The organism is Kocuria rhizophila DC2201, from assembly GCF_000010285.1.
In the GTDB taxonomy this organism is placed as follows: Bacteria; Actinomycetota; Actinomycetes; order Actinomycetales; family Micrococcaceae; genus Kocuria; species Kocuria rhizophila_A.
Window position 1 is genome coordinate 110,771 of sequence record NC_010617.1, and the last position, 22,467, is coordinate 133,237.

Here is a 22,467-nt window from a genome sequence, read left to right on the forward strand (position 1 = left end):
GCCCGGCGACCACGACGTATCGCCGCTCGGTCACCGCGCCCTCGTACGGCTGGGTGTTGGACCAGTCCAGGGCCAGGCGCACGAACACGGCCCCGAGCAACCACCCGCCCACGAAGGTGAGGACGCTCTTCCAGCGGTGGTTCACAGCGGCGCTCCAGTCGTCGACGGCTGGCAGGCCGGACGGTCGCCGAGTCATCCGGTTCGGGTAGGGGTCATGCGAGAGTGCGCCCGCACCGAGGCTGGGCTGCTAGGACCCGTCCCCGCGGCGTTTCAGTCTGTCCATCGCGTAGCCCAACAGGGAGGGGGCCTCCTCGGGCTGGCGGGCCTCGGCGCTGCGCAGCCGGTCCTCGCGCTTCTCGCGGTGACGCTGCAGGTGGTCCTCGTAGCGCTTCTGGTTCAGCCGCTGCTGCTGCTGTTCCGCGGCCTCGCCGCCCGGGTCCTCCACCTCACGGGCCGGATGCCGCCCCGGTGCCACCCGGGTGAGCGGTGCGGTGCGCTCCTCGGCCTCGCGCTCGGCCTCCACGCGGGGCAGCCGCCGCCGGACCGCCTCCCGCTCGGCGCGCTCGGCCAGGCGCCGCTGGGACCTGCTCTGCCGCCGCGGTTCCGCGTACCGCTCCCGGATCTGCTCGATCACGGGCAGCTCGTCCGTGGTCTCGTAGGGCTCCTCGGGGTACCCCGCGTCCTGGCGGTACGACGACGCCGCACGCTCCCGGCCGCGCGCGGGCGGCACCGCGGCGTCGTCGTCCGCGTAGTGGGTGCCGCGCGGGGCAGGCTCCGGGTCGTAGGAGTCCTCCGACAGCGGGGTGACTCGGGGAACGGGGCCGGTGTCCACCACCAGCTCCGCGGGGGTCTCCCAGCGGGTGTCCGCGAAGACCCGGTGACTGCGCCAGCCACGGAACAGCTTCCAGCCCAGGAGGGCGACGCCCAGCAGCAGCACCGTGGCGGGTTCGCCGTAGCCGGTGGAGTAGTAGACCGTGGCCACCACCAGTGCCAGGACACCCACCACGAGCGGGGCCAGCGCCACGGGGGACTGGACCGCCAGCAGGCCCAGTAGATCCCTGCTGTAGCGGCTGTCGTGGTGGCGTCCGTGCAGGGCGTGGGCGCGGATCTTCACGCCCGGCGGGGTGTGCTCGGTCAGCTTCAGCACCGTGACGGGTGGCTCGTCCGGTTCGTCCGGGTTGAGCACCACCGTGCGGGCACGCCCGGCGGCCAGCGCGGCCCGCTGCGTGGCGGTGGCCCCGGCCAGCAGCAGGTAGCCGCCCGTGGAGACCAGCACGTACGGCACGAGCACCGCCAGCGCGAGCGTCACCGCCCGCCACACCCAGGCGACGTCCCCCGCCGGGAAGTTGCGGAACTGCAGGGGCCCGTGCGTGAACCACAGCAGGCCCGCGCCCGCCACGAGCGCACCCAGGCCGTTGAGCACCGCGTGCAAGCGCAGGCGCGGCCAGCCGCGGGCCGAGCGCGCGGCCCAGCGTTGCTCGCGTGTGCGCATGGGTGCTCCTGGGATTCCGGGGACGTGGGGTGCTCTCAGCGTAGGCGGTGCGGCGGACACGCACGAGGCACCTCGCGCGGGGCACCGGGGCCGCGGTGGACGGTGCTCGACGGCAGGGCCGGAGGGCGCGTGCGCAGTGCGGGGCCGGGGCGGTGTGCGCGCACCCTAGGATCGGTGCGTGGCCCGCTTTCTCCTCGACGTCTCGCCCGTGCGCGAGATCCCCGCCTTCCGCCGGCTGTGGGCGGGCTCCACGCTGTCCATGCTGGGCAGCCAGTTCACGGTGATCGCCATCAGCCTGGAGGTCTTCGAGCTCACGCACTCCACGTTCGCGGTGGGGCTGGTGGGCGTGTTCGCCCTGGTGCCGCTGATCGTCGCTGGGCTCTACGGCGGGTCCATCGGGGACGCCCACGACCGCCGGCTGGCCGGGCTGTGGACCACCGTGGGACTGTTCGCCATGACCGTGGCGCTCGCCGCCCACGCGTGGCTGGACGTCCGCAGCGTGGGGGTGCTCTACGCGATCGTGTCCCTGCACTCCTTCGCGCAGGGGCTTGGCCAGCCCGTGCGTGGCGCGATCGTGCCCCGCCTGGTGCCCGCCCGCCAGCTGCCCGCGGCCAACGCGCTGTTCCAGCTGACCATGGGCTCATGCCTCATGGTGGGGCCGCTGCTCGGCGCGTTCACGGTGGCCGGTCTGGGCTTCGCGTGGGCGTACACGCTGGACGCGCTGAGCTTCGCGGTGAGCCTGTGGGCCATGTACAAGCTCCCGCCGCTGCCGCCCGAACCGGGGGACGGCGAGGTCACCAGGCCCGGGCTCCGCTCCGTGGTGGAGGGCTTCCGCTTCCTGGCCACCCGCCCGAACCTGCGCATGACCTTCCTGCTGGACATCGCCGCCATGGTGTTCGCGATGCCGCGCGTCCTGTTCCCCGTGCTCGGGGCGTCCGTGCTGGGCGGGGACCAGCTCACGGTCGGGTTGCTCACCGCCTCCCTGGCAGCGGGGTCCGTGATCGCGGGCGTGTTCTCAGGAACATTCATACGCATCAACCATCACGGCCAAGCATGCGCCGCCGCGGTGGCGGGCTGGGCCGTGTGCATCATGGCGTTCGGCGCGGTGGTGCTGCTCACCTCCCGGGGCGCGGGGGCGGACACCGCCTGGCCTCTGGCGCTCGCCTGCGCGACCCTCGTGGCCGCCGGGGTCATGGACTCCGTGTCCATGCTCTTCCGCACCACCATCCTGCAGGCCGCCACCCCGGACGCCCTGCGCAGCCGGCTGCAGGGCATCTTCATCGTGGTCGTCGCCGGAGGACCCCGCCTGGGCGACGCCGTGCTGGGCGCCGGCGGCCAGCTGCTCGGCCCGGGCTGGGCCGCGCTCGGCGGAGCGGCGGTGTGCCTGGTGCTCGTCATCCTGCTGGTGCGGGTGTTCCCCGGCTTCCTGCGCTACGACGCGCGCGACCCCCAGCCCTGACCGTCCTGGACCCTCGCGGGGGACGACGCCGCCCGGGCCGCCCGAGCGGCTCGCCGCACCGCCGCCCCGGTCACCCGAGCAGGCGCGCCCGCTCCCGCGGGTCCGCAGACGTCAGGTCGACGGCGCACGGGTGCGCCGCCCCGTGGGCACCGACCACGGACCCCGCCTACCCTGGAGCGGTGCCCTCCTCCCCCGCGCAGCAGCCCACGCCCGACGACCCCGCTCAGCCCGTCTCCGATGCTCCCGCACCGGCCTCTGACGACCACCCCGCATCGTCTCGGACCGCCACCGGGCCGAAGAGTGGCCGTGGCGCGCCGGGCGACCCTGCGGCGTCGGCCCCCTCCCGGGGTCCGAGCCTGAACCGGCAGATCCTTGCGCTCGCCGTGCCCGCGTTCGGGGCGCTGATCGCGGAGCCGCTGTTCCTGCTCGCGGACTCGGCGATCATCGGGCACCTGGGCACCGCGGAGCTCGCGGGTGTGGGGGTCGCCTCCACCCTGGTGCAGACCGTGGTGGGGCTCATGGTGTTCCTGGCCTACAGCACCACACCGGCGGTGGCACGACACCTCGGGGCCGGGCGGATGGCGGACGCCCTGCGCGTGGGCCGGGACGGACTGTGGACCGCCGCCGGGCTGGGCATCCTCCTGGCGGCCGTGGGCGCGGTGGTGATGCCGCCGGTGCTGCGCGCAATGGGTGCGCAGGGGGAGGTGCTGGACCACGCGACATCGTACGCGCTGTGGTCCCTGCCCGGCCTGGTGGCCATGCTCGTGGTGCTCGCTGCGGTGGGGGTGCTGCGCGGACTGCAGGACACCACCACCCCGCTGGTCGTCGCCGGTGTGGGCGCGGCCGTGAACGCCGGGCTGAACGTCGCGCTCGTCTACGGTGCGGACCTGGGGGTCGCGGGCGCCGCCATCGGCACCAGCATCACCCAGTGGGGCATGGCCCTGACCTACCTGGTGATGCTGGGGCGCCGGTTCCGCGCTGAGGGCGTGGCGGTGCGGACCGGCTGGGCCGGGATCCGAGGCCACCTCACCGTGGGCTCGTGGCTCATGCTGCGCACCCTGTCCCTGCGAGTGGCGATCCTCTCCACCGTGGTGGTGGCCACCGCCCAGGGCGCGGAGAACCTCGCGGCGTACCAGCTGACGATGACCATCTTCAACTTCCTGGCCTTCGCCCTGGACGCCCTCGCGATCGCCGCGCAGGCGCTGCTCGGCAAGGAGCTGGGCGCCCGCAACCTGGACCGCCAGGAGGACCGGGACGCGGTGCGGCTGCTCATGCGTCGGCTGCTGCGCTGGGGGCTGGGCTTCGGCGTGGTCACCGGCCTGCTGGTGGGCGTGCTGGGCCCGCGGCTGGGGTTCCTGTTCACGGACTCGCAGGACGTCCAGGCGCTGTTCGGCGTCTCCCTGCTGGTGGTCGCGGTGGGGCAGCCGGTCGCGGCGTTCGTGTTCGTGCTCGACGGCGTGCTGATCGGCGCCGGGGACGCCCGCTACCTGGCCCTGGCCGGGGTCGTGAACCTGGTGGTCTACCTCCCTCTGCTGTGGGCCGTGGCCCAGTGGGGCGGCGCGGGGGCGGCCGGGGCGGTGTGGCTGTGGCTCGCGTACGCCGGCGGCTACACGGGCGCCCGCGCGGCCACCCTGGGCTGGCGGATCCGCGGCTCGCGGTGGATGTTCGCCATGGCGTGAGGCCGGGGCGGCACCGCTCTCCAGCCCCGCGGCAGCTGCGTGAAGCGCCCCGGGACCTGCCGCGGCGTGCCGCTGCGGGGAGCGCGGCACCGGGCCGGGCGGCGTCGTGCACCGGGGCCCGCGAGCACCGGTACGACGCGTGGTGAACCTTTCCGTTCACAGCTCACGGGACTATCCTTAAGGCATGAACAAAGACGTTCGCAGCACCTCGTCCACCGCTCCCGTCCTCGTGGGCATCGACGGCTCCGAGATCGCCCTCAGGGCCCTCGACCGCGCCCTCGCCGAGGCCAGCGCCCGCAACGTTCCCGTCCGGCTGATCGGCGCCTACCCCGTGGCCATCGTGGGGGAGCCCGGCCTGGAGGCCCGCTACCGGGAGGCCGTCAGCCAGGAGTGCGAGAAGAACCTCCTGGCCGCCGTGGAGCACGCCCGCCAGCAGGACCCGCAGGTCCCGATCGACACCATCTCCGCGGAGGGGGACGCCGCCCGCTCGGTGCTGCGTGCCGCCAAGGACTGCAGCCTGGTGGTGCTGGGCAAGCGCGGCCGCGGGGGTGCCCTGCGCGGACGGATCGGCTCCGTGTCCAACGCCGTGGCCGCCCACTGCCCGGTGCCCGTGATCGTGGTCCCGCCCGGTGAGCACCAGGACTCCTCGGACCGGGAGCAGGCCGCATCCCAGGCCCAGGAGGCGCAGGACGTCCAGCTCACCGAACGGCAGGACACGCAGCGCGTGCCCGCGTCCGAGACGGACTTCTCCGGCACCGTGGTGGTGGGCGTGGACGCCGCCGGGGACGAGAACCCCGCGGTGGCCCAGGCCATCGAGTACGCCGCGGCCCATGGGCTGGGGCTCAGCCTGGTGTCCGTGAACGGCGCCCTGTCCGGGACCCCCGAGTGGTTCCAGGACCAGTACAACCAGACCTACTACTTCGAGGAGTCCCTCAAGAAGCTCTCGGCGCTGGCCCGCAGCATCGCGGAGCGGGAACCGGGTGTGGAGGTCACGGACTACGCCTTCCTGGGCCGCCCCGGCCGCGTGCTCGTGCAGGCCACCCGCACCGCGGACCTCGTGGTGGTGGGCTCCCGCGGCGTGGGCGGCTTCACGGGCCTGCTGCTGGGCTCCGTCTCCCAGGCCGTGCTGGCCGGCGCCGCCGGGCCCGTGATGGTGGTCCCCACCAAGCACTGAGCCCGCCCCGAACACCCCCATCCTCCAACCGAGACAAGCAGGTGCACAGACATGACACAGAACATCGTGGTGGCGTACGACGGCTCCGACCACAGTGAGCGCGCCCTGGACTGGGCGATCGCGGAATCGCAGCAGCGGCAGCTGCCGGTGAAGATCGTGCTCTCCACGGGGCGCCAGACCGGGCTGGACCAGTCCCTCTACGGGGTCTTCGCGGAGGCCCTGCAGGAGGAGTCGGAGAAGCTGGCCAAGCACGCGGTGGAGACGGCCAAGACCGCCGGGGTCACGGCGCAGTGCATCATCGAGCGCGGCGACGCCGCCGGGGTGATCGTCTACGAGGCGCAGGACGCCGCCATGGTGGTCATGGGCAAGCGAGGCCACCACGGGGTGCGCGGCCGGGTGGGTTCGGTCTCCGCGGCCGTGGCCTCCCACTCGCAGGTGCCCGTGGTGATCCTCCCGGAGAGCTGGAACCCCGACGAGCGGGAGTCCCGTCCGGAGGGTGAGACCTTCGCGGGCTGCGTGGTGGTGGGTGTGGACAAGCTCGGCGCCAAGAACCAGGCGGTTCCGCTGGCCGCCCGCTACGCCGCGGAGCACGGCCTCACGCTCGCGGTGGTGAGCGTGGTCCCCACCACCAGCTACCTGCCCATGAACTCCTACGAGCTGGACCGTGCCGTCCAGGAGCAGCTGAAGGCCCCGGCCAAGGAGCTCACGGAGTCCGTGGCCCAGGAGCTGCGCGGTGACTTCCCGGACCTGCAGATCGTCACCCGCGTGCTCGACGGCCGCCCCGCGGACGCCCTCGTGGACGCCTCGCGCACCGCGGACCTGCTGGTCGTGGGCACCCGCGGCTACGGCGGCTTCCGCGGGCTGCTCATGGGCTCGGTCTCCCAGGCGGTCCTCGCGGACACCGAGTCGCCCGTGATGGTGGTCCCCACCGCCCGCAGCTGACGGTCACGACGCCGTACGGCTGGGTTGCGCGGGCCGGTTCCCCTCCCCGGGGTGCCGGCCCGCGGCCGTGTTCCGGGGGAGATCCGGAGCGCCCGGACCCCGCGGCCCGGACGATGATCCGAGAACCCTGCCGGGCGGCGTCGTCCCCGCCCAGGTGCCGGAACCGCAGGGCGGTGCGGCCACGACTCACGGGGCACCGGCGCGGTGCATGCCGTCCCGCGCACGTAACCTGGGGGGCAGGAGACGGCGCGAGGCGCCGGACGTCGAGAACCTGGAGGACCCGTGCACGGCCGAGAAACGAGAACCGCCCCGGTGGGGCGCACCCTGGCCACCGCCGCGGTCGGCGCCGTGCTGCTGCTGGGCAGCGCCGCCCCCGCACACGCCGTGGACCTCCCGCCCCGGCCGACCGAGGGCGCCGTGCAGGACCAGGCGGACCTGCTCACCACCCAGCAGGAGGCCGCTCTCAACCGGCTGATCGGGGACCGGAACAAGGACAACGAGTACATCCGCGCCGCCGTGCTCACCGTCAACGACACCCGCGGCGAGGACATCGAGGAGTTCTCCCGGCGGATGGCCACGGACTGGGGCGTGGGGGAGGACGGCCGCAACAACGGCGTGCTGGTGGTCGCGGACATGGGGGACCGCAAGCTGCGCATCGAGGTGGCGGACGGTGCCCGCGAGGTGCTCTCCGACGCGGACGCCGAGGACATCATGAAGGACCAGCTCGAACCGGGGTTCAAGGACGAGGACTATGCCGGGGCGTTCACGGACACCCTCACCGAGGTCTACGACCAGGCCACCCCGGAGGCCGCCGCGCAGCGCGACGCGGACAGCAAGACGGTCCTGGGCATCGTGCTGCTGGTCGTCGGGGGCGCCGTGGCGGCCGTGGCCACGGCCTTCGGTGTGGGCGCGCGCCGGAACAAGCGGATCCGGGCGCAGGCGGACCGGGAGATCGAGCAGTTCCAGCGCGAGCACCCCGAGGAGAAGGTCACGGAGGGCATGCGCCGGGCCTACTACCGCTACCGGCAGCAGAACCGGAAGGCGCCCGGTCTGAACCAGAAACCCCGCCGGGTCAAGGACAAGAGCGGCGTGGAGCGCGAGGTCCAGTACGCGCCCTCGTTCCGCGCCTGGCTGCCGCTGTACGCGATGTACCCGTCCGTGTACAACGGCACGGCGCACACGCCCGGCGCCTCGGGGTCCAACTACGGCGGCGGGGCGTCCAGCTCGTTCGGCGGCGGCGGGGGCTTCACCGGCGGCGGTGCGTCCGGCAGCTTCTGAGCGCGGCCCGTTCGGCCCGCCGGGGAACGACGCCGCTGCGCTGCCGCCCGCGGGGGCGCGGTGGCCCGGGCGAGTGCCGGGCGGCGTCGTCGTGCTCCGTGGTGCTCGCACGGGACGGCAGGCGAGAACGTGCTCAGACGGCGTCGAAGACGTTGAGGTAGCGCTGGATCCGCTCGTTGTCCGAGGCGAAGAAGTCCTCCGGGGTGCCGTCGAAGCCGATCCCGCCGTCCGCGAGGAAGACGATGCGGTCCGCGACCCGGCGGGCGAAGCCGATGTTGTGCGTGACCACCACCAGGGAGCGGCGCTCGCGGGCCAGGTCCACCATGACCCTGATGACCTCGGCCTCCAGCTCGGGGTCCAGGGCGGAGGTGGGCTCGTCGAAGAGCAGGTAGTCCGGCTCCACGGCCAGGGCCCTGGCGATCGCCACGCGCTGCTGCTGCCCGCCGGAGAGGTTGTCCGGGTACTCCTCCAACCGGTGGCCCATTCCCACGGACTCCAGCAGCTCCACTGCGCGAGCCCGGGCCGTGGCGCGGTCCGCCTTGCCGTTCAGTGCCGGGGGCATGGCCACGTTGTCCAGCACCGTCTCGTGCGGGAAGAGGTTGTAGCTCTGGAAGACCATGGCGGAGCGGCGGCGAATCGCGGAGATCTGCCTGCGGGTCAGCTGCGCACCGAAGGTCACGGAGTCCCCGTTGATGTCCAGGCGCCCGGACTCGGGGACCTCGAGCAGGTTCATGGTGCGCAGCAGGGTGGACTTCCCGGAGCCTGACGGCCCGAGGATCACGGTGGTCTCCCCGTTGGGCAGCGCCAGGGTGATCCCCCGCAGGACGGTGGTGTCCCCGAAGCTCTTGGAGACGTCTGTCAGCTCAAGCATGGGAACTCCTGATGTAGCGGTTGGACACCCGTTCGAGGCGGGACTGCAGCAGCGAGAGGACAGTGAAGATCGCCAGGTAGATCACAGCCACCTCCGCGTAGAGCGCGAGGGGCTGGAAGTTGGTCGCGGCGATCTGACGGCCCACCTGGAACACGTCCGCCAGGGTGATGACCATGACCAGGGAGGTGCCCTTGACCAGGTCGATGAGGTCGTTGCCCAGGGGAGGCAGCGCGATCCGCAGGGCCTGGGGCGCGACGACGTGGCGCACCGTCTGCCAGCCCGTGTAGTTCAGCGTCCGGGCGGCTTCGAGCTGGCCCCGGGGGATGGACTGCACGGAGGCCCGCAGGGTCTCGGCCGCGTAGGCCCCCGTGTTCAGGGTGAACGCGAGGATCGCGGAGGTCCACGCGGAGAGCGTGATGCCGGCGGCGGGCAGCCCGTAGAAGATGATGAACAGCTGCACCAGGATCGGGGTGCCGCGGAACAGCCACACGTAGAAGCGGGAGATCCACTGCAGGGGGCGGATGCCGCTCAGGCGCATGGCGGTGGCGAGTACCGCCACCACCAGGGCGAGGACGAAGGCGATGATGCTCAGCGGGATGGTCACCTTGACGGTGGCCAGCAGCAGCTGCGGAAGGGAATCGGCCCAAAGGCTCAGGAAATCGGTCATGACTCCGGGGTGAGGTCGGTGGACACGTATTTCTCGAAGATCTTGGCCAGATCGCCGTTGTCCATGTGGGTGGTCAGGGACTTGTCCACGGCGGCTCGCAGCCGTGGCTGGTTGCGGGCCATGAGCACCGCGGACTCCGAGGCGTCTCCCACCTGGCCGTCCAGGAGACGGATCCTGGCGTCAGGGCGCTGCTCGAAGAACGCCTGGAACGTCACGAAATCGTTGGCGGTCATCTCCACGCGCCCGAAGGTCACGAGCATGATGGCCTCGTCGAACCCCGTGGTGGGCACCAGCTGGGCCCCCAGGGCGGCCATGCTCTTGCCGAAGTTGGAGGTCTCGGTCTGGGCGGAGGTGTGCCCGGAGATCTCGTCAACGGACGTCAGCGGGGAGTCCTGGGCGACCCCGGCGCGGCCCTGGGAGATCGCGTAGGGGATGGAGAAGTCGAAGTTCTCCCTGCGCTCGGCCGTGGGTGCGATGTTGTTCATGACAAGGTCGTAGCGGCCCGCGTCCACCCCCGCGATCAGCGAGTCCCACTGGGTCTCAACGTAGGTGGCGCGCACCCCGAGGTCCTTGGCGATCAGGTCCCCGATCTCCTTTTCATAGCCCACCAGGGCGCCGGAGTCGTCATGGTAGCCGTACGGGCGGAACGTGCCCTCCATCCCGATGCGCACCTCACCGGTGCGCTGGATCCTGGCCAGCAGGTCCTCGGAGGCACCCGAGTCCTCGGAGCCGCCGCCCGGTGAGCAGGCGGCCAGCACGGCAACCAGCCCCGCCAGGCCGGTGCCGCTGAGCACGGCCCGGCGGGATGCTCGACGTGAGTCCACGGTGGGTTCCCCTCTCAGGCCGCGTCGAGGGCCTGGGCGAGGTCCGCGATGAGGTCCTCGACGTCCTCGATGCCCACGGCCACGCGCAGCAGGTTCTCGCTCAGGTGCGCCAGCTCGCGGTCCTCAGGTGAGTATGCCCCGTGGGTCATGGATGCGGGGAGGCAGATCAGAGACTCGATGCCGCCCAGGCTCACTGCGAAGCCGAAGATCTCCAGGCGGCCGAGGAACGCCCGGACGTCCTTGCCCGGGAGGAGCTCGAAGGAGAACAGCCCCCCGAGCCCGTCCGCCTGGGCCTCCTGGATCCGGGCCTCCTCCTCGTCGAAGGATCCGGGGACGAGGACTCGCGCCACCTCGTCCCGGCCGCGCAGGAACTCTACGATCCGATGGGCGTTCTCCTGCTGGCGGTCCAGGCGGATGCCGAGGGTCTTCACGGACTGGATCAGGCGGTAGGAGTCGATGGGGGAGAGCACCCCGCCCGAGACCATCTGTGCCAGGTGCACCTGCTGGGCCATCTCGTTGTCGTTGGTGCTGACCACGCCGCCCAGCAGGTCCCCGTGGCCGCCGAGGTACTTGGTGGCGGACTGCACGGTGACGTCCGCGCCCAGCTCCAGCGGGCGCTGCAGGTACGGGGTGAGGAACGTGTTGTCCACGACCACCATGGCGCCGTGGCGGTGGGCAAGCTCGACGACACGTCGGATGTCGGTCACGCGCAGCGTGGGGTTGGACGGCGTCTCGAGGAACACGATGCGCGTGCTCTCGTCGAAGTCCTCGTCCGAGAGCCGGTTGAGGTCGTCGTGGAAGTGCGTGGTGATCCCGCGCTTGGGCAGCTCAATGGTGGCCCACCGGTAGTTGCCGCCGTAGACGGGCAGGCCCATGATCACCGAGTCACCGGCGTGCAGGGTGCCGAGCACGGCCCCGGTGGCAGCCATGCCGGTGGCGAACGCGAAGGAGTGCCGGGCGCCCTCGAGCGCCGCCAGGGTGGTCTCGGCATCGGTGCGCGTGGGGTTCGACCCGCGCTGGTACTCGAAGGGACCCTCGCCGCCCTCGGTGGGCTGCAGGAACGTGGAGGCGGTGTGGATCGGGGGCACCACGGCACCCAGGGCGACGTCGTGCAGCGCGTGGATGGTGCGTGTGGTGAAGCCGGCCAAGAGTTCCTCCGTCGTGAGTAGTCAGAGAGGCCAGGTCTACACGGATCGGCGCGCCGGTGCGAGTCTGTTGCGCCGGAAGTCGTGATGTGGCGCACCGGGGTTTCCCGTCCCGGTGCTGGTCGGGGGGGGGGGGTCCTGCGCCCTGCCCGAGTTCGTCTGGGCGCTCACCCCGACCGTGCTCACCCCCGGCGGGCGGCCACCTGCTTCAGCAGCATCCGGTGCAGGGTGGTGTCCCCCGTGAGCTCCGGGTGGAAGCTGATGCCCAGCACGCTGCCCTGGCGCACCGCCACCACCGCACCCCGGTGGCGCGCGAGAACCTCCACGCCGTCGCCCGCACGGGTCACCTCGGGGGCGCGGATGAAGGCCGCGCGCACCACGTCACCGGGCGCCACGACGTCGCTCGCTGGGCCCTCCCACGCCAGCTCCACCTCCGCAGAGGCCACCTGTGAACCGAACGCGTTGCGGTTCACGCTCACGGCCAGCACCCCGAGGGACTGCTGGCCGGGGGCCGGATCCTCGATCTCGGAGGAGAGCATGATGAGCCCGGCGCACGTGCCGAGCGTGGGCAGGCCTCCGCGGACCACCCGTTGCAAGGAGTCGAACAGTCCGAACGTACGGCACAGCCGGTCCACCGTGGAGGACTCCCCGCCGGGCAGGATCAGCGCGTCGATGCGGGGGACGCCGTCCGGGTCCACGAGGTCATCGGCGGAGCGCACTTTCACGGCGCGGGCGCCCAGGGACTCCACCGCGCGCACGTGCTCCACGACGCCGCCCTGCAGGGCGAGCACGCCCACAGTGGGGCGGGCGCTCGGGCCCGGCAGGGCGGCGTCGTCGTGGGGGTGGTGCTGCGAGGGGGACCCGCTCACCAACCGCGCTCCGCGAGGCGGTGCGGTGCGGGCAGGTCCGCCACGTTGATGCCCACCATGGCCTCGCCGAGGCCGCGGGAGGCGTCCGCGATGCGGGCGGGGTCGTCGTAGTAGGCGGTCGCGGCCACGATGGCGCGGGCGCGCTCGGCGGGGTTGCCGGACTTGAAGATGCCCGAGCCCACGAACACGCCGTCCGCGCCCAGCTGCATCATCATTGCGGCGTCCGCGGGGGTGGCCACGCCGCCGGCGGTGAACATCACGACCGGCAGGGACCCGGTGCGGGCCACCTCGGCCACGAGTTCGTAGGGTGCCTGCAGCTCCTTGGCCTTGACGTACAGGGCGTCCGGGGCGGCGGTGTAGAGCGCCTGCAGCTCCGCGATCTGCGCGCGGATGGTGCGGATGTGCTTGGTGGCCTCGGAGACGTCACCCGTGCCGGCCTCGCCCTTGGAGCGGATCATGGCCGCGCCCTCGGTGATCCGGCGCAGCGCCTCGCCCAGGTTGGTGGCGCCGCACACGAACGGGACGTCGAAGCGGTGCTTGTCGATGTGGTTGGCGTAGTCCGCGGGGGAGAGCACCTCGGACTCGTCGATGTAGTCCACCTTGAGGTGCTGCAGCACCTGCGCCTCCACGAAGTGCCCGATCCGCGCCTTGGCCATCACGGGGATGGAGACGGTGTCGATGATGGACTCGATGAGGTCCGGATCGCTCATCCGGGCCACGCCGCCCTGGGAGCGGATGTCCGCGGGCACACGTTCCAGTGCCATGACGGCCACGGCACCGGCGTCCTCGGCGATCCGTGCCTGCTCCGCGGTGACCACGTCCATGATCACGCCGCCCTTGAGCATGTCTGCGAGACCGCGCTTCACGAGGCGCGAGCCGGTCACGGGGGTGGCGTTCTGGGCGGAGGTCTGGGAAGTCTCAGTCATGGGGTCCATGCTGACGCGCGGAAGTGGTCCAGTGCCAGGGCCATAATTGAGGGAAATGGCTGGTCCAGATGCCGTGGGGCGGTGGTGGTGCGATAACGAGGGAAATAGTGGCGGGTATATGAAATTTGCTATATCCGCATAGAATTTCCTGCATGGACCTCGCTGCCAATCCCTACAGCCCCGGCTCGGGCCTGCGCCCGAAAGTCCTCAGCGGCCGCGCGGCGGACGTCGAGGCCTTCGACCTCATGATCGCCCGTACCAAGCTGCGCCGCCCCAACCGGGGAATGGTCCTCACCGGGCTGCGCGGTGTGGGCAAGACCGTGCTCCTGAACGTTCTCCGGGCCCAGGCAGACCACCACGGCTGGCTCACGGTCCAGTTGGAGGGTCGTCCGGAGGGGCGGGGCCGGGAGGGAGTCCGGGACAGGCTCGCCCGTGAGCTCATCGTCGCCGCCCGGCGGCACCACGGGCGTCACCCGGGACCCCGCTTCGCGGAAGCCCTGTCCACCATCCAGTCCTTCAGCGTCTCGGTGGGCCCCGGTGGGGTGTCCGCAGGGGTGGATCTGACGGGCGGGCGGGCCGGTTCCGGGCGTCTGGACGTGGACCTGGAAGAACTCGTGGCGGACCTCAGCGAACCCCTCGCGGCTGAGCACAGTGCCTTCGGCCTGTTCGTCGACGAGATGCAGGACCTGGATCCGGATCTGATGAGTGCCATCATCACGGTGCAGCACATCGCCGGGCAGCGGGACTGGCCGTTCTACCTCATCTGCGCGGGACTGCCCACCTTGCCCGCGACCCTCAGTGCCGCACGCAGCTGCGCAGAGCGCCTCTTCGACTACCGGAGCATCGGACCGCTGAACCGAGAGGCGGCGGGTCATGCCCTCTCCAGGCCCGCGAAGGAGGTCGGTGCAGCATTCGAGCCCGATGCGCTCGATGCGCTCGTCTCCGCCACGGGCGGCTATCCCTACTTCATCCAGGAGTTCGGCCAGGCCGTGTGGGAGGTCGCCCCGTCCACCCCTTTCACCGCTGAGGATGCGGAGCTGGCCATCCAGCGGGGATGGGCGCAGCTGGACGCCGGGTTCTTCCCCGCACGGTGGGGGCGGGCCACTGGCAGGGAGCGTCAGTACATGAGCGCCATGGCACAGGATGGCGACGGGCCGTCGAGAACCGGTGAGTTGGCGGCACGCCTCGGTGTCACCACGAGCACGCTCGGTCCCACCCGCGCGCAGCTGCTCCACAAGGGCATGATCTACGCCCCTGAGCACGGGAAGGTGACCTTCACGGTGCCTGGTATGGCCGGATACATCGCTCGGCAGTTCGGGGCATGAGGCACCCCCGGGACATCGACCTGCCCCTCGCCGTGGACCGCACCTCCGGGGTGCCCCTGGGTGAGCAGCTGGTGCGTCAGGTCCGTGACCTCGTGGCGCGCGGCGTGCTCCGCCCGGGGGATCCGCTGCCCTCCTCCCGGGCGCTCGCGGCCCGCCTGGGCACCTCCCGCGGCACCGTGACCGCGGCGTGGGACGTCCTCACGGGGGAGGGCTACCTCGTGGCGGACCGCGGCGCCACGCGGATCACGCCGTCCCTGCACCTGGACCGGGAGCTCGCACCGGCCACGACGACGCCCCCGGTTCGCGCGACGCGGTCCGCGCGCCCGGGCGCCGAGCGGCATCCCGGTTCTGCCGCCACGCCACCAGGGGTCCCGCGCCCGAGCGTGAGCCCCACGGATCGGGTCCTCGACCTGCGCCCGGGCACGGGCTCCGTCACCGCCCTGGACACCCCCGCGTGGCGCGGCGCGTGGCGGGACGCCGCGGGCGCGACCGCTCGGGGGGAGACGCCGGGAGCGTCCCTCCAGGAGCACCTCTCGGCGTACCTGCGCCTCAGCCGCGGCATCGTGCGCGCCCCGGAGGACGTACTGGTCACGGCCGGGGTCCGGGACGGGCTGCAGCTGGTGCTGCGCGTGCTCGGTCTCGCGCGGCGTCGCACCCTGCGGGTGGCCGTGGAGAACCCCGGCTACCCCGCGCTGCGCCGGGTGGTGGAGGCCACCGGGCACACCGCCCTGACCGTGGCCGTGGACCACCACGGTCTGGACCCCGCCGCCCTGCCCACCGGACGCTGGGGTGGTGTGAGCCGCTGGGACGTGAGCGCACCCCCGGACGTCCTGGTGCTCACCCCGGGTCACCAGTACCCGTTGGGCGGCACCATGCCGGTGAGCCGCCGCGCCGAGCTGTTGTCCTGGGCGCGCGAGCACGGCGCGGTGGTCATCGAGGACGACTACGACTCCGAGCTGCGCCACACCGGCCAGCCCCTGCCCGCCCTCGGGGCCCTGGACACCGCGCGGGACACCGTGGTCACGCTCGGCAGCTTCGCCAAGGTGCTCGGCAGCTCTGTGGGGGTGGGTCACCTGGTGGCTCCGGACCCGCTGCTGCCGGAGCTGATCCGCGCGCGGGAGGACCTGGGCTCGCCCGTGTCCCGCGTGGCGCAGGACGCGATCGCCCGGTTCATGGACACCGGCGAGTTCCAGCGCCACACCGCGCGCATGCGCCGCTCCTTCCGACGACGCCGCTCGCTCGTCTCGGACGCGCTCGCGGACCTCCCCGGGGTGCTCGTGGTGCCCATGGCCGGCGGCGCCCACGCGGTGGTCGAGGTGCCGGACGAGGACGCCGCGGTGGCCCGGGCCCGTGAACGGGGTGTGCTGGTGAGCGGTCTCGGGGACTACTGGGCCGCGGGCGCAGGGTATCCGGCGCGGGGGCGTGGCGAGGCCCGGACGTGGACGGCCGTGCTCTCGGGGACCGACGAGGCAGGGACGGGCGGGACCGGAGCAGCAGCCCGGGAGTGCACCGCGGTGCGCTCCGGGACGGATCGGGCAGGAGCGGGCCGGGCCGCACCGCACGCGGGAGGTGCAGGTGCGACGCGCGGGGAGCCGGGCGGAGCGGCGTCGTCGTCCGGGGGCGGGCTGGTGCTGGGGCTGACCGCACGGGACGAGGATCTCGCGCGAGGCGCGGGTGTGCTGCGGGAGGTGCTGGGCGGCGCTGCGGCCGGCGGCGCTCCGGATGCCGGGGAACCCACCAGGGGCGCTCGCTAGACTGACCGAAACACCCTCGGAGAATTCAGGAGTTTCCGCGTGCCCCCACAGATTTCCGCACCGCACGGCGGCCAAGACCGCGGCGCTGCCCGGGGAACCGATGTGCGCCACGACCTCTGGGCGCCCACGCTGGTGCGCGCGGCGGTGGCCCTCGTGTTCGCGGCGGTGACCGTGTTCTGGCAGGAGCCGTCGCTCGAGGCTGGGCGCTGGGTCATGGCGTTCTTCCTGGTGGGGACCGGGGCGTCCGCGATCTTCCTGCAGGTGCGCCTGAACCGCCGCGAGGACGTGGACCTCGGTGCCAGCCGGTCCATCCCGCAGTCCTACGGCGTGCTGTACGTCCTGGGCGGTGTGCTCACCGCGGTGGTGGCCCAGAGCAACTGGCTGTTCGTGCTGCTCTCATCGGTGATCCTGGTGCTGTGCGGGATCACGGAACTCGTACTCGGCATGCGCTTCCGCGGGCAGTTCCCGCTGGGGCGGGACTGGACCCTGTGCGGGGCCATCACCGTGTTCGCGGCCATGGGCATGGTGCTCGTGGAGACCCTCGGCGCCAAGGCCGAGCTCGGGGTGGTGGGCGGTGCCGCCATCCTGATCGGCGTGACCCAGCTGATCGCCGCGCTGAGCCTGCGCCACGACGCGCGGGTGGCGGACGGCCCCGCCTCGGGCCCGGCCCGCGAGGCCTGACGGCGTAGACTGACCCCTTGAACCGACGGGCGGGAAGCCGCCCCCGACGCACATCCCCAGCACTGCCAGGAGGAATCACGTGGCCCAGCGCACTGAGCACAACGGCCGGCGCAAGACCGACATCAAGGGGCCCCTGGTCATCTCGGCGGTGCTCGCGGTCGTGGCGTTCGTGATCGTGTCCGTGGTGGCCGCCGGCGGTTCGGACAACGCCGCGCGCGTGGGCCTCGGGCTGATTGCCGCGGGCATCACGTTCATCGCCTCCGTGGTGGTGTGCGCCACCCTCATGCTGATCGAGAAGCCCAACGCCGAGGAGCTCGGCCAGGGCACCGGCGTGAACCGTTCCTCCGCCAAGCTCTTCGCGGAGAACAAGGCCCGCCGCGAGGCCGAGCGCGCCCGCCGCGCCGAACAGGGCGGCACCGCGTCCACGGCCTCGGACGAGCCCGAGTTCGGCCAGCGCGTCCACCCGGACACCCAGGGTGAGGAGCCGGGCTCGAGCGCCCGCTGATCCGTTCACCGATCTCTTGACGGCTCCGCCCCGGTGACTTCTGGTCCCCGGGGCGGAGCCGTTTGTGGCACACCGCCCCGGAACCGCGGGAGCCCCGCATGGCGCAGCCCCACGGGGCACGTACTCCGTGGGGCTGCGCAGTGTCTCCGCCCATTCGGGCGGGGTCGTTCGCGGGGTGGGGCACGGCGGCGTCGTGCCGGACACCGACGCCGCCCGCGCCCTCAGCGGGCGAAGCCCCGCAGCCGCAGGGAGTTCAGCACCACGAACACCGAGCTGAACGCCATGGCGGCACCGGCGACCATGGGGTTGAGCAGCCCCAGGGCGGCCACCGGGATGGCCACGGTGTTGTACGCGAACGCCCAGAACAGGTTGGACTTGATGGTGGACAGCGTCCTGCGGGACAGCCGGATGGCCAGCGGAACGGCGGTGAGCTCGCTGCGCACCACGGTGATGTCCGCGGCCTGCATGGCGGCGTCCGTGCCGGAGCCCATGGCGATCCCGAGGTCGGAGGTGGTCAGGGCCGGGGCGTCGTTGACGCCGTCGCCCACCATGGCCACCACGTGGCCCTCGGAGCGCAGCTTCTCGATGGCCTGGACCTTGCCGTCCGGGGTGACGTCCGCGATCACGTCCGCGGGGTCGATGCCCACCTGCTCGGCCACGGAGCGCGCGACCGCGGCGTTGTCGCCGGTCAGCAGAATGGGGCGCAGTCCCAGGTCCTTGAGCTCGGCGATCGCCGCCGGGGCCTCGTCCTTCACGGTGTCCCGCAGGTCGATGAACCCGGCCAGCCGCCCGTCCACCGCCACGAGGATGGTGGTGGTGCCGCCCGCGCGGGCCAGCTCCAGGGCGTCGGACTCCTCGGTGTTCAGGCGCACGCCGTTCTCGTGCAGCCAGGACTGCCGGCCCACCACCACGAAACGGGCGTTCATGCCGTCCGGGACGTAGCCCCGCACGCCCCCGCCCGGTGCGGACTCGAAACGGGTCACCTGGTAGCGGTGGGGAGTGGCGGCCACGATGGCGTGGGCGATCGGGTGCTCCGAGTAGCGCTCCACGGCCGCGGCCAGGTCCAGCACCTGGTCCTTGGACCACGCGTTCAGGGGGGTCACCGCGCTCACGGCCATCTCACCGTGGGTCACGGTGCCGGTCTTGTCCATCACCACGGAGTCCACGGAGCGGGTGTCCTCCAGGACCTCCGCGGACGTGATGAGGATGCCCAGCTGGGCGCCGCGCCCGGTTCCGGTGAGCATGGCCGTGGGAGTCGCAAGGCCCAGGGCGCACGGGCACGCGATGACCAGCACGGACACCGCCGCCACGAACGCGCGGTTGGGGTCCCCGGTCACCAGCAACCAGATCACGAGCGTCAGCAGGGCGATGCCCATGACCACGGGCACGAACACGGAGGAGATCCGGTCCGCGAGCCGCGCCACGGGGGCCTTTGTGGCCTGGGCGCGCGCGACCGTGCGGCTCATGGAAGCCAGCACGGTGTCCGAGCCCACGTGGGTGGCGCGGGCCAGCAGCCGACCCGTGGTGTTCACGGTGGCTCCGGTCAGCTCGTCCCCGGGCCCCACCTCCAAGGGCATGGACTCACCGGTGAGCATGGAGGCGTCCACGGCGGACTCGCCCTCCAGCACCACGGCGTCCGTGGCGATCTTCTCGCCCGGGTGCACCGCGAAGGTGTCTCCCACCCGCAGCTCGGACACGGGCACTGTGCGTTCGGTGCCGTCCTCGGCCACCACGGTGGCCTGCTGCGCGCCGAGGTCCAGCAGGGCCTTCAGGGCCTCACCGGAGCGGGACTTGGCGCGGGCCTCGAGCCAGCGCCCCAGCAGCAGGAACGTGGTCACCAGGGCGGCGGACTCGAAGTACAGCTGGTGCCCGGACATGTCCATGGCCGCGCCCGGGTGGGCGTGGGCGGTCATGCCCGGATCGGCCACCAGGTGCCACAGCGAGAACAGGTACGCGGCGGCCACGCCCAGGGACACGAGCGTGTCCATGGTGGTGGACAGGTGCCGGGCGTTCACGGCGGTGGCCCGGTGGAACGGCCACGCCGCCCACGTGACCACGGGCAGCGCGAGCAGCGCCGCCATCCAGCCCCAGTGCGGGAACTGGGCTCCCGGGACCATGGACATCACGAACACGGGCACGGAGAAGGCCGCCGCGACCCAGAAGCGCCTCTTGAGGTCGTTCATCCGGCGCTGCGCCGGGGTGGTCTCGAGCGCCGGATCGCGGTGCTCGTTCCCGGCCGGGCCCTGCTCGAGGTCCTCCGGCTGTCCCGCGGTGCGTTCCGGGGCATCGGGGGGCACGGCACCCACGGAAGTTGCGTCAGGGGAGGCGGGCGACGACGTCGTGCCCGCCGTTGCGTCCGGTGCGTCCGCCTGGTCGGGGGTTGCGTGGGAGACGGGGTTCCCGCCCTGGCGGGGAGTGCCGGTGGGCTCGGGCTCCGTGCCACGAGGGGATGTCCCGGACGGCGCCGGGGACGCGCCCGGGGCGGGGTTCGCGGTGGCCCCCCGGGCGGCGGCGGGCCCGCCGGTGCCGCCCCGCACCTGGGATGCCGGCGCGCTCTGCTGGGCGCCGCCCGTGATGCGGGCCTCGTACCCGGCGCGGTGGACGGTGTCCACGATCTGCTCGTCGGAGACGTCCTGCGGGACCTTCACGGTCGCGGACTCCAGGGCCAGGTTCACCGCCGGGTCAACGCCGTCGATCTTGCGCAGCTTGCGCTCGATCCGGCCCACGCACGAGGCGCACGTCATGCCCGAGATCTCCAGCTCCAGCTCCCGCAGGGGTCCGTGGACCTCGCTGTCGAGGGTGTCGGTGGATGTGGTGGGGTCACTCAACGGTGTACCCCGCTTCCGTCACGGCCGCGGAGATCTCCTCCGGGCTCAGCTCGCGCTCGCTCGTGATGCTCACCGGGGACGTGCCGCCCGCGTGGAGGTCCACGTCCACGGACGTCACGCCGGGGATCTCGGAAAGCTCCTCCGTCACGGAGGAGACGCAGTGGCCGCAGGTCATGCCGGAGACGTTGACGGTGGTGTTCATGGATTTCTCCTTCGAGTCGGTGGGCCCGGGGGCCCGGAAGTCTGAGGGGGCGTGCGTCAGCTCTTGACCAGGCGCGCGATCGCGGCGTTGGCCTCCGCGAGCTTCTCGTCCATCTCCGAGGTGTCCCCGGTGTCGTGGGCGTGCTCCACGGCGTGCTTGACGCAGTGGCCCAGGTGCTCCTCCATGAGCCCCAGGCTCACGGACTTCAGGGCGGACTGGATCGCGGAGATCTGGGTGAGGACGTCGATGCAGTAGGTGTCCTCGTCGATCATCCGCTGGATCCCGCGCACTTGGCCCTCGATGCGCTTGAGGCGCCGGGCGTAGGAGGCCTTGTCCTGGGTGTAGCCGTGGGTGGGCGTGTCCTGGCTGCTCATGGCCTCCACGGTATACCCCTTGGGGGTATCTGTTCAAGGTGGGGCCAGTCACGTGGGATGTCGGGGCGATCCTGGGCGGGTTCATGACGGGCATCGTCAGCAGCTTCATGCCCGCCGGCACCAAGCTGCGCGTCGCCCTGTGGTTCCTCATGCCGGTCGTGGTGGCCACGGGCATGGTGGTCTACGGCTGGCTGTACTCGCCCCAGGGCGTGGCGGCCATCCGGGACGCCATCTACTTCCAGGACGTGTCCCTCGCGGCCCCGGTGTGGATCATGATCGCGTGGATCGCGGGCGGGATCGCCCTGGCCGTCTTCGGCACCCTGCGCCAGAAGCGCCGCCACCTGTTCGCGGTGCTGAGCGAACGGGAAGAGGCCAGCACCGCGGCGGCCGCGGCCGCGGCGGCGGCGTCGGTCTAGAGGTCGGCTGGTGGGGCGGGGGTGACTGCTGCCCGCCAGCCGTTGCCAGTTTCGCGGCCTGAGGGCGCCTCAGCTCAAGCGGTCTGCCCGGAGCTGCGGGTGTCCCGGGCCACCTTGCGATTGTGCAGGACTCCACACAGCATGGCCGGCGTCATGAACAGGACGATGAGCGCCACGTTCCAGTAGCCGATGGAATCGAAGAGCATGAGGGCGCTGAACACGATCAGGAAGACACCAAGAAATCGAAGAACATGGGTCCTTCCCGGGGTCTTCTGCGCTCTGCCCACCAGCATCGGCAAGCGCACACCCTTGTTGGCCGCGTTGAGTTCCACGGCCGCCCAGAAGTACAACGCCCCACCCAGGGCCATGACGATGAGCCACACCATTGCCGATACCGCCTCGCGTTGTCGAACGTCGTGGTCGTCGTGCAGAGCCCACGACTGTACCCGTCGGCCGCGGGCCCACCCGTCAGGCGCGCCAGGGGGCAAATGCTGGCGCCGGTATTCGACCCCTGGTCAAAGGCGTCTGCGCGCGGTCCGGACGGCGAGCCGGGGGACGAGGAAGCTGGGTGGTGTCCTCGTGCGGGAAAGTCAGGCCGCGGCGACCGGGGCGGCGGCGAGGGCGGGTTCCGCCACCGAGTAGTCCAGGGTGGTGCGGGTGAACGAGGCGCCCAGGATGACCTCCAGGCCGGGGATGAGCTCGGTGGTGATCTCGTCCTTGATGCGCTGGTTCTCCGCGCTGGGGGTGAAGGCCAGGGTGACGGTGAGGTGGAGGTCGTCGAGGCCGCCCGTGATGGCGAAGTCCGCCGAGGCCACGGAGGGGTAAACCTGCACGCCGAGCGTGGCGGCGCGGGCCACCGAGGGCAGGGACACGCCGTCGAACGGGGTGTTCTGGGCAGATCCGAGATCGGTGACGGGCACCACCGTGGTGTCCGGTGCCGGGTCCTGTGCGAGCAGCATTGCAAGCCCTCCGCTCTTCCTGGAAGCAACTTTGCGGGAGCGGCAACAGGTTGATGGTCAAACTAACTGTTAGCTAATCTACAGGACTGTATGAGGA

The 22,467-nt window shown here is 72.1% G+C and carries 22 protein-coding genes; 10 read left to right on the forward strand and 12 right to left on the reverse strand.

The genetic code is table 11. The annotated features are described in order from the left end of the window. Positions 1-247: 247 nt before the first annotated feature. Positions 248-1,492 (reverse strand): hypothetical protein, encoded by a 1,245-nt coding sequence (locus tag KRH_RS00475; protein ID WP_041297247.1) that lies wholly within the window; start codon positions 1,490-1,492, stop codon positions 248-250. Between the two features lie 178 nt (positions 1,493-1,670). Here KRH_RS00475 and KRH_RS00480 point away from each other — a divergent pair, with 178 nt between their 5' ends. The 5 genes from KRH_RS00480 (at position 1,671) to KRH_RS00500 (ending at position 8,024) form a co-directional block, all read left to right on the forward strand. Beyond that, complete coding sequence (locus KRH_RS00480; RefSeq protein WP_012397177.1) at positions 1,671-2,951, forward strand: MFS transporter; 1,281 nt, start codon at positions 1,671-1,673, stop codon at positions 2,949-2,951. Between the two features lie 383 nt (positions 2,952-3,334). Continuing rightward, the gene (locus tag KRH_RS00485) at positions 3,335-4,630 is read left to right on the forward strand and encodes an MATE family efflux transporter (protein WP_226905791.1); all 1,296 of its coding nucleotides are present in this window, start codon (positions 3,335-3,337) and stop codon (positions 4,628-4,630) included. A 184-nt stretch (positions 4,631-4,814) separates the two neighbouring features. Further along, positions 4,815-5,804, forward strand: coding sequence for a universal stress protein (locus KRH_RS00490; protein ID WP_012397179.1), 990 nt, complete (start codon positions 4,815-4,817; stop codon positions 5,802-5,804). 51 nt (positions 5,805-5,855) lie between these two features. Then, on the forward strand, positions 5,856-6,746 hold the full coding sequence (locus KRH_RS00495) for a universal stress protein (protein WP_012397180.1): 891 nt from the start codon (positions 5,856-5,858) through the stop codon (positions 6,744-6,746). A gap of 312 nt (positions 6,747-7,058) precedes the next feature. Continuing rightward, entirely contained in the window at positions 7,059-8,024 is a 966-nt protein-coding gene (locus KRH_RS00500) for a TPM domain-containing protein (protein ID WP_012397181.1), read from the forward strand. Between the two features lie 133 nt (positions 8,025-8,157). Here KRH_RS00500 and KRH_RS00505 read toward each other — a convergent pair whose 3' ends face one another. The 6 genes from KRH_RS00505 to pdxS form a co-directional block, all read right to left on the reverse strand. Further along, positions 8,158-8,895: an amino acid ABC transporter ATP-binding protein gene (locus KRH_RS00505; protein WP_012397182.1), complete on the reverse strand. Its 738-nt coding sequence runs from the start codon at positions 8,893-8,895 to the stop codon at positions 8,158-8,160. Beyond that, positions 8,888-9,562, reverse strand: coding sequence for an amino acid ABC transporter permease (locus KRH_RS00510; RefSeq protein WP_012397183.1), 675 nt, complete (start codon positions 9,560-9,562; stop codon positions 8,888-8,890). The genes KRH_RS00505 and KRH_RS00510 overlap by 8 nt, the downstream gene beginning before the upstream one ends. Continuing rightward, complete coding sequence (locus KRH_RS00515) at positions 9,559-10,386, reverse strand: amino acid ABC transporter substrate-binding protein (protein WP_041297248.1); 828 nt, start codon at positions 10,384-10,386, stop codon at positions 9,559-9,561. Before KRH_RS00515 ends, KRH_RS00510 begins: the two co-directional genes overlap by 4 nt. Positions 10,387-10,400: 14 nt before the next feature. Further along, on the reverse strand, positions 10,401-11,534 hold the full coding sequence (locus KRH_RS00520) for a trans-sulfuration enzyme family protein (protein ID WP_012397185.1): 1,134 nt from the start codon (positions 11,532-11,534) through the stop codon (positions 10,401-10,403). Positions 11,535-11,713: 179 nt separating this feature from the next. Then, positions 11,714-12,400, reverse strand: a complete 687-nt coding sequence (gene pdxT, locus KRH_RS00525; RefSeq protein ID WP_012397186.1) for a pyridoxal 5'-phosphate synthase glutaminase subunit PdxT — start codon at positions 12,398-12,400, stop codon at positions 11,714-11,716. Next, positions 12,397-13,326, reverse strand: coding sequence for a pyridoxal 5'-phosphate synthase lyase subunit PdxS (gene pdxS, locus KRH_RS00530; protein ID WP_012397187.1), 930 nt, complete (start codon positions 13,324-13,326; stop codon positions 12,397-12,399). Before pdxS ends, pdxT begins: the two co-directional genes overlap by 4 nt. Before the next feature lie 152 nt (positions 13,327-13,478). On the opposite strand from pdxS, the gene KRH_RS00535 reads away from it, so the two are divergent. The 4 genes from KRH_RS00535 to KRH_RS00550 all read left to right on the forward strand — a co-directional run bounded on the left by KRH_RS00535 (position 13,479) and on the right by KRH_RS00550 (position 17,591). Continuing rightward, on the forward strand, positions 13,479-14,651 hold the full coding sequence (locus KRH_RS00535) for an ATP-binding protein (protein WP_012397188.1): 1,173 nt from the start codon (positions 13,479-13,481) through the stop codon (positions 14,649-14,651). Then, the gene (locus tag KRH_RS00540) at positions 14,648-16,405 is read left to right on the forward strand and encodes a PLP-dependent aminotransferase family protein (protein ID WP_012397189.1); all 1,758 of its coding nucleotides are present in this window, start codon (positions 14,648-14,650) and stop codon (positions 16,403-16,405) included. The genes KRH_RS00535 and KRH_RS00540 overlap by 4 nt, the downstream gene beginning before the upstream one ends. Before the next feature lie 39 nt (positions 16,406-16,444). Continuing rightward, entirely contained in the window at positions 16,445-17,086 is a 642-nt protein-coding gene (locus tag KRH_RS00545) for a hypothetical protein (protein ID WP_224764898.1), read from the forward strand. 79 nt (positions 17,087-17,165) lie between these two features. Beyond that, positions 17,166-17,591, forward strand: coding sequence for a hypothetical protein (locus KRH_RS00550; RefSeq protein WP_012397191.1), 426 nt, complete (start codon positions 17,166-17,168; stop codon positions 17,589-17,591). A 221-nt stretch (positions 17,592-17,812) separates the two neighbouring features. Here the strand turns inward: KRH_RS00550 and KRH_RS00555 are convergent, their stop codons facing one another. The 3 genes from KRH_RS00555 to KRH_RS00565 are packed head-to-tail and all read right to left on the reverse strand — an operon-like array spanning position 17,813 to position 21,004. Beyond that, positions 17,813-20,419, reverse strand: a complete 2,607-nt coding sequence (locus KRH_RS00555; protein ID WP_012397192.1) for a heavy metal translocating P-type ATPase — start codon at positions 20,417-20,419, stop codon at positions 17,813-17,815. Next, positions 20,412-20,621 (reverse strand): heavy-metal-associated domain-containing protein, encoded by a 210-nt coding sequence (locus KRH_RS00560; protein WP_012397193.1) that lies wholly within the window; start codon positions 20,619-20,621, stop codon positions 20,412-20,414. Before KRH_RS00560 ends, KRH_RS00555 begins: the two co-directional genes overlap by 8 nt. Positions 20,622-20,677: 56 nt before the next feature. Then, positions 20,678-21,004 (reverse strand): metal-sensitive transcriptional regulator, encoded by a 327-nt coding sequence (locus KRH_RS00565; RefSeq protein WP_012397194.1) that lies wholly within the window; start codon positions 21,002-21,004, stop codon positions 20,678-20,680. A gap of 74 nt (positions 21,005-21,078) precedes the next feature. Between KRH_RS00565 and KRH_RS00570 the strand changes: the two genes are divergently transcribed. After that, positions 21,079-21,411 (forward strand): hypothetical protein, encoded by a 333-nt coding sequence (locus KRH_RS00570; protein ID WP_012397195.1) that lies wholly within the window; start codon positions 21,079-21,081, stop codon positions 21,409-21,411. A gap of 74 nt (positions 21,412-21,485) precedes the next feature. Here KRH_RS00570 and KRH_RS00575 read toward each other — a convergent pair whose 3' ends face one another. Continuing rightward, positions 21,486-21,797 carry a hypothetical protein gene (locus KRH_RS00575; RefSeq protein WP_012397196.1) on the reverse strand — a complete coding sequence of 104 codons (312 nt, stop codon included), beginning with the start codon at positions 21,795-21,797 and terminating at the stop codon, positions 21,486-21,488. A 204-nt stretch (positions 21,798-22,001) separates the two neighbouring features. Next, positions 22,002-22,370 (reverse strand): hypothetical protein, encoded by a 369-nt coding sequence (locus KRH_RS00580; RefSeq protein ID WP_012397197.1) that lies wholly within the window; start codon positions 22,368-22,370, stop codon positions 22,002-22,004. Positions 22,371-22,467 lie beyond the last annotated feature (97 nt).

Coding starts and splice junctions, on each gene's coding strand:
- KRH_RS00475 (WP_041297247.1), bottom strand. CDS start 1,492: ATGCGCACACGCGAGCAACGCTGGGCCGCGCGCTCGGCCCGCGGCTGG.
- KRH_RS00490 (WP_012397179.1), top strand. CDS start 4,815: ATGAACAAAGACGTTCGCAGCACCTCGTCCACCGCTCCCGTCCTCGTG.
- KRH_RS00495 (WP_012397180.1), top strand. CDS start 5,856: ATGACACAGAACATCGTGGTGGCGTACGACGGCTCCGACCACAGTGAG.
- KRH_RS00505 (WP_012397182.1), bottom strand. CDS start 8,895: ATGCTTGAGCTGACAGACGTCTCCAAGAGCTTCGGGGACACCACCGTC.
- KRH_RS00510 (WP_012397183.1), bottom strand. CDS start 9,562: ATGACCGATTTCCTGAGCCTTTGGGCCGATTCCCTTCCGCAGCTGCTG.
- pdxS (WP_012397187.1), bottom strand. CDS start 13,326: ATGACTGAGACTTCCCAGACCTCCGCCCAGAACGCCACCCCCGTGACC.
- KRH_RS00535 (WP_012397188.1), top strand. CDS start 13,479: ATGGACCTCGCTGCCAATCCCTACAGCCCCGGCTCGGGCCTGCGCCCG.
- KRH_RS00540 (WP_012397189.1), top strand. CDS start 14,648: ATGAGGCACCCCCGGGACATCGACCTGCCCCTCGCCGTGGACCGCACC.
- KRH_RS00560 (WP_012397193.1), bottom strand. CDS start 20,621: ATGAACACCACCGTCAACGTCTCCGGCATGACCTGCGGCCACTGCGTC.
- KRH_RS00570 (WP_012397195.1), top strand. CDS start 21,079: ATGACGGGCATCGTCAGCAGCTTCATGCCCGCCGGCACCAAGCTGCGC.
- KRH_RS00575 (WP_012397196.1), bottom strand. CDS start 21,797: ATGGTGTGGCTCATCGTCATGGCCCTGGGTGGGGCGTTGTACTTCTGG.
- KRH_RS00580 (WP_012397197.1), bottom strand. CDS start 22,370: ATGCTGCTCGCACAGGACCCGGCACCGGACACCACGGTGGTGCCCGTC.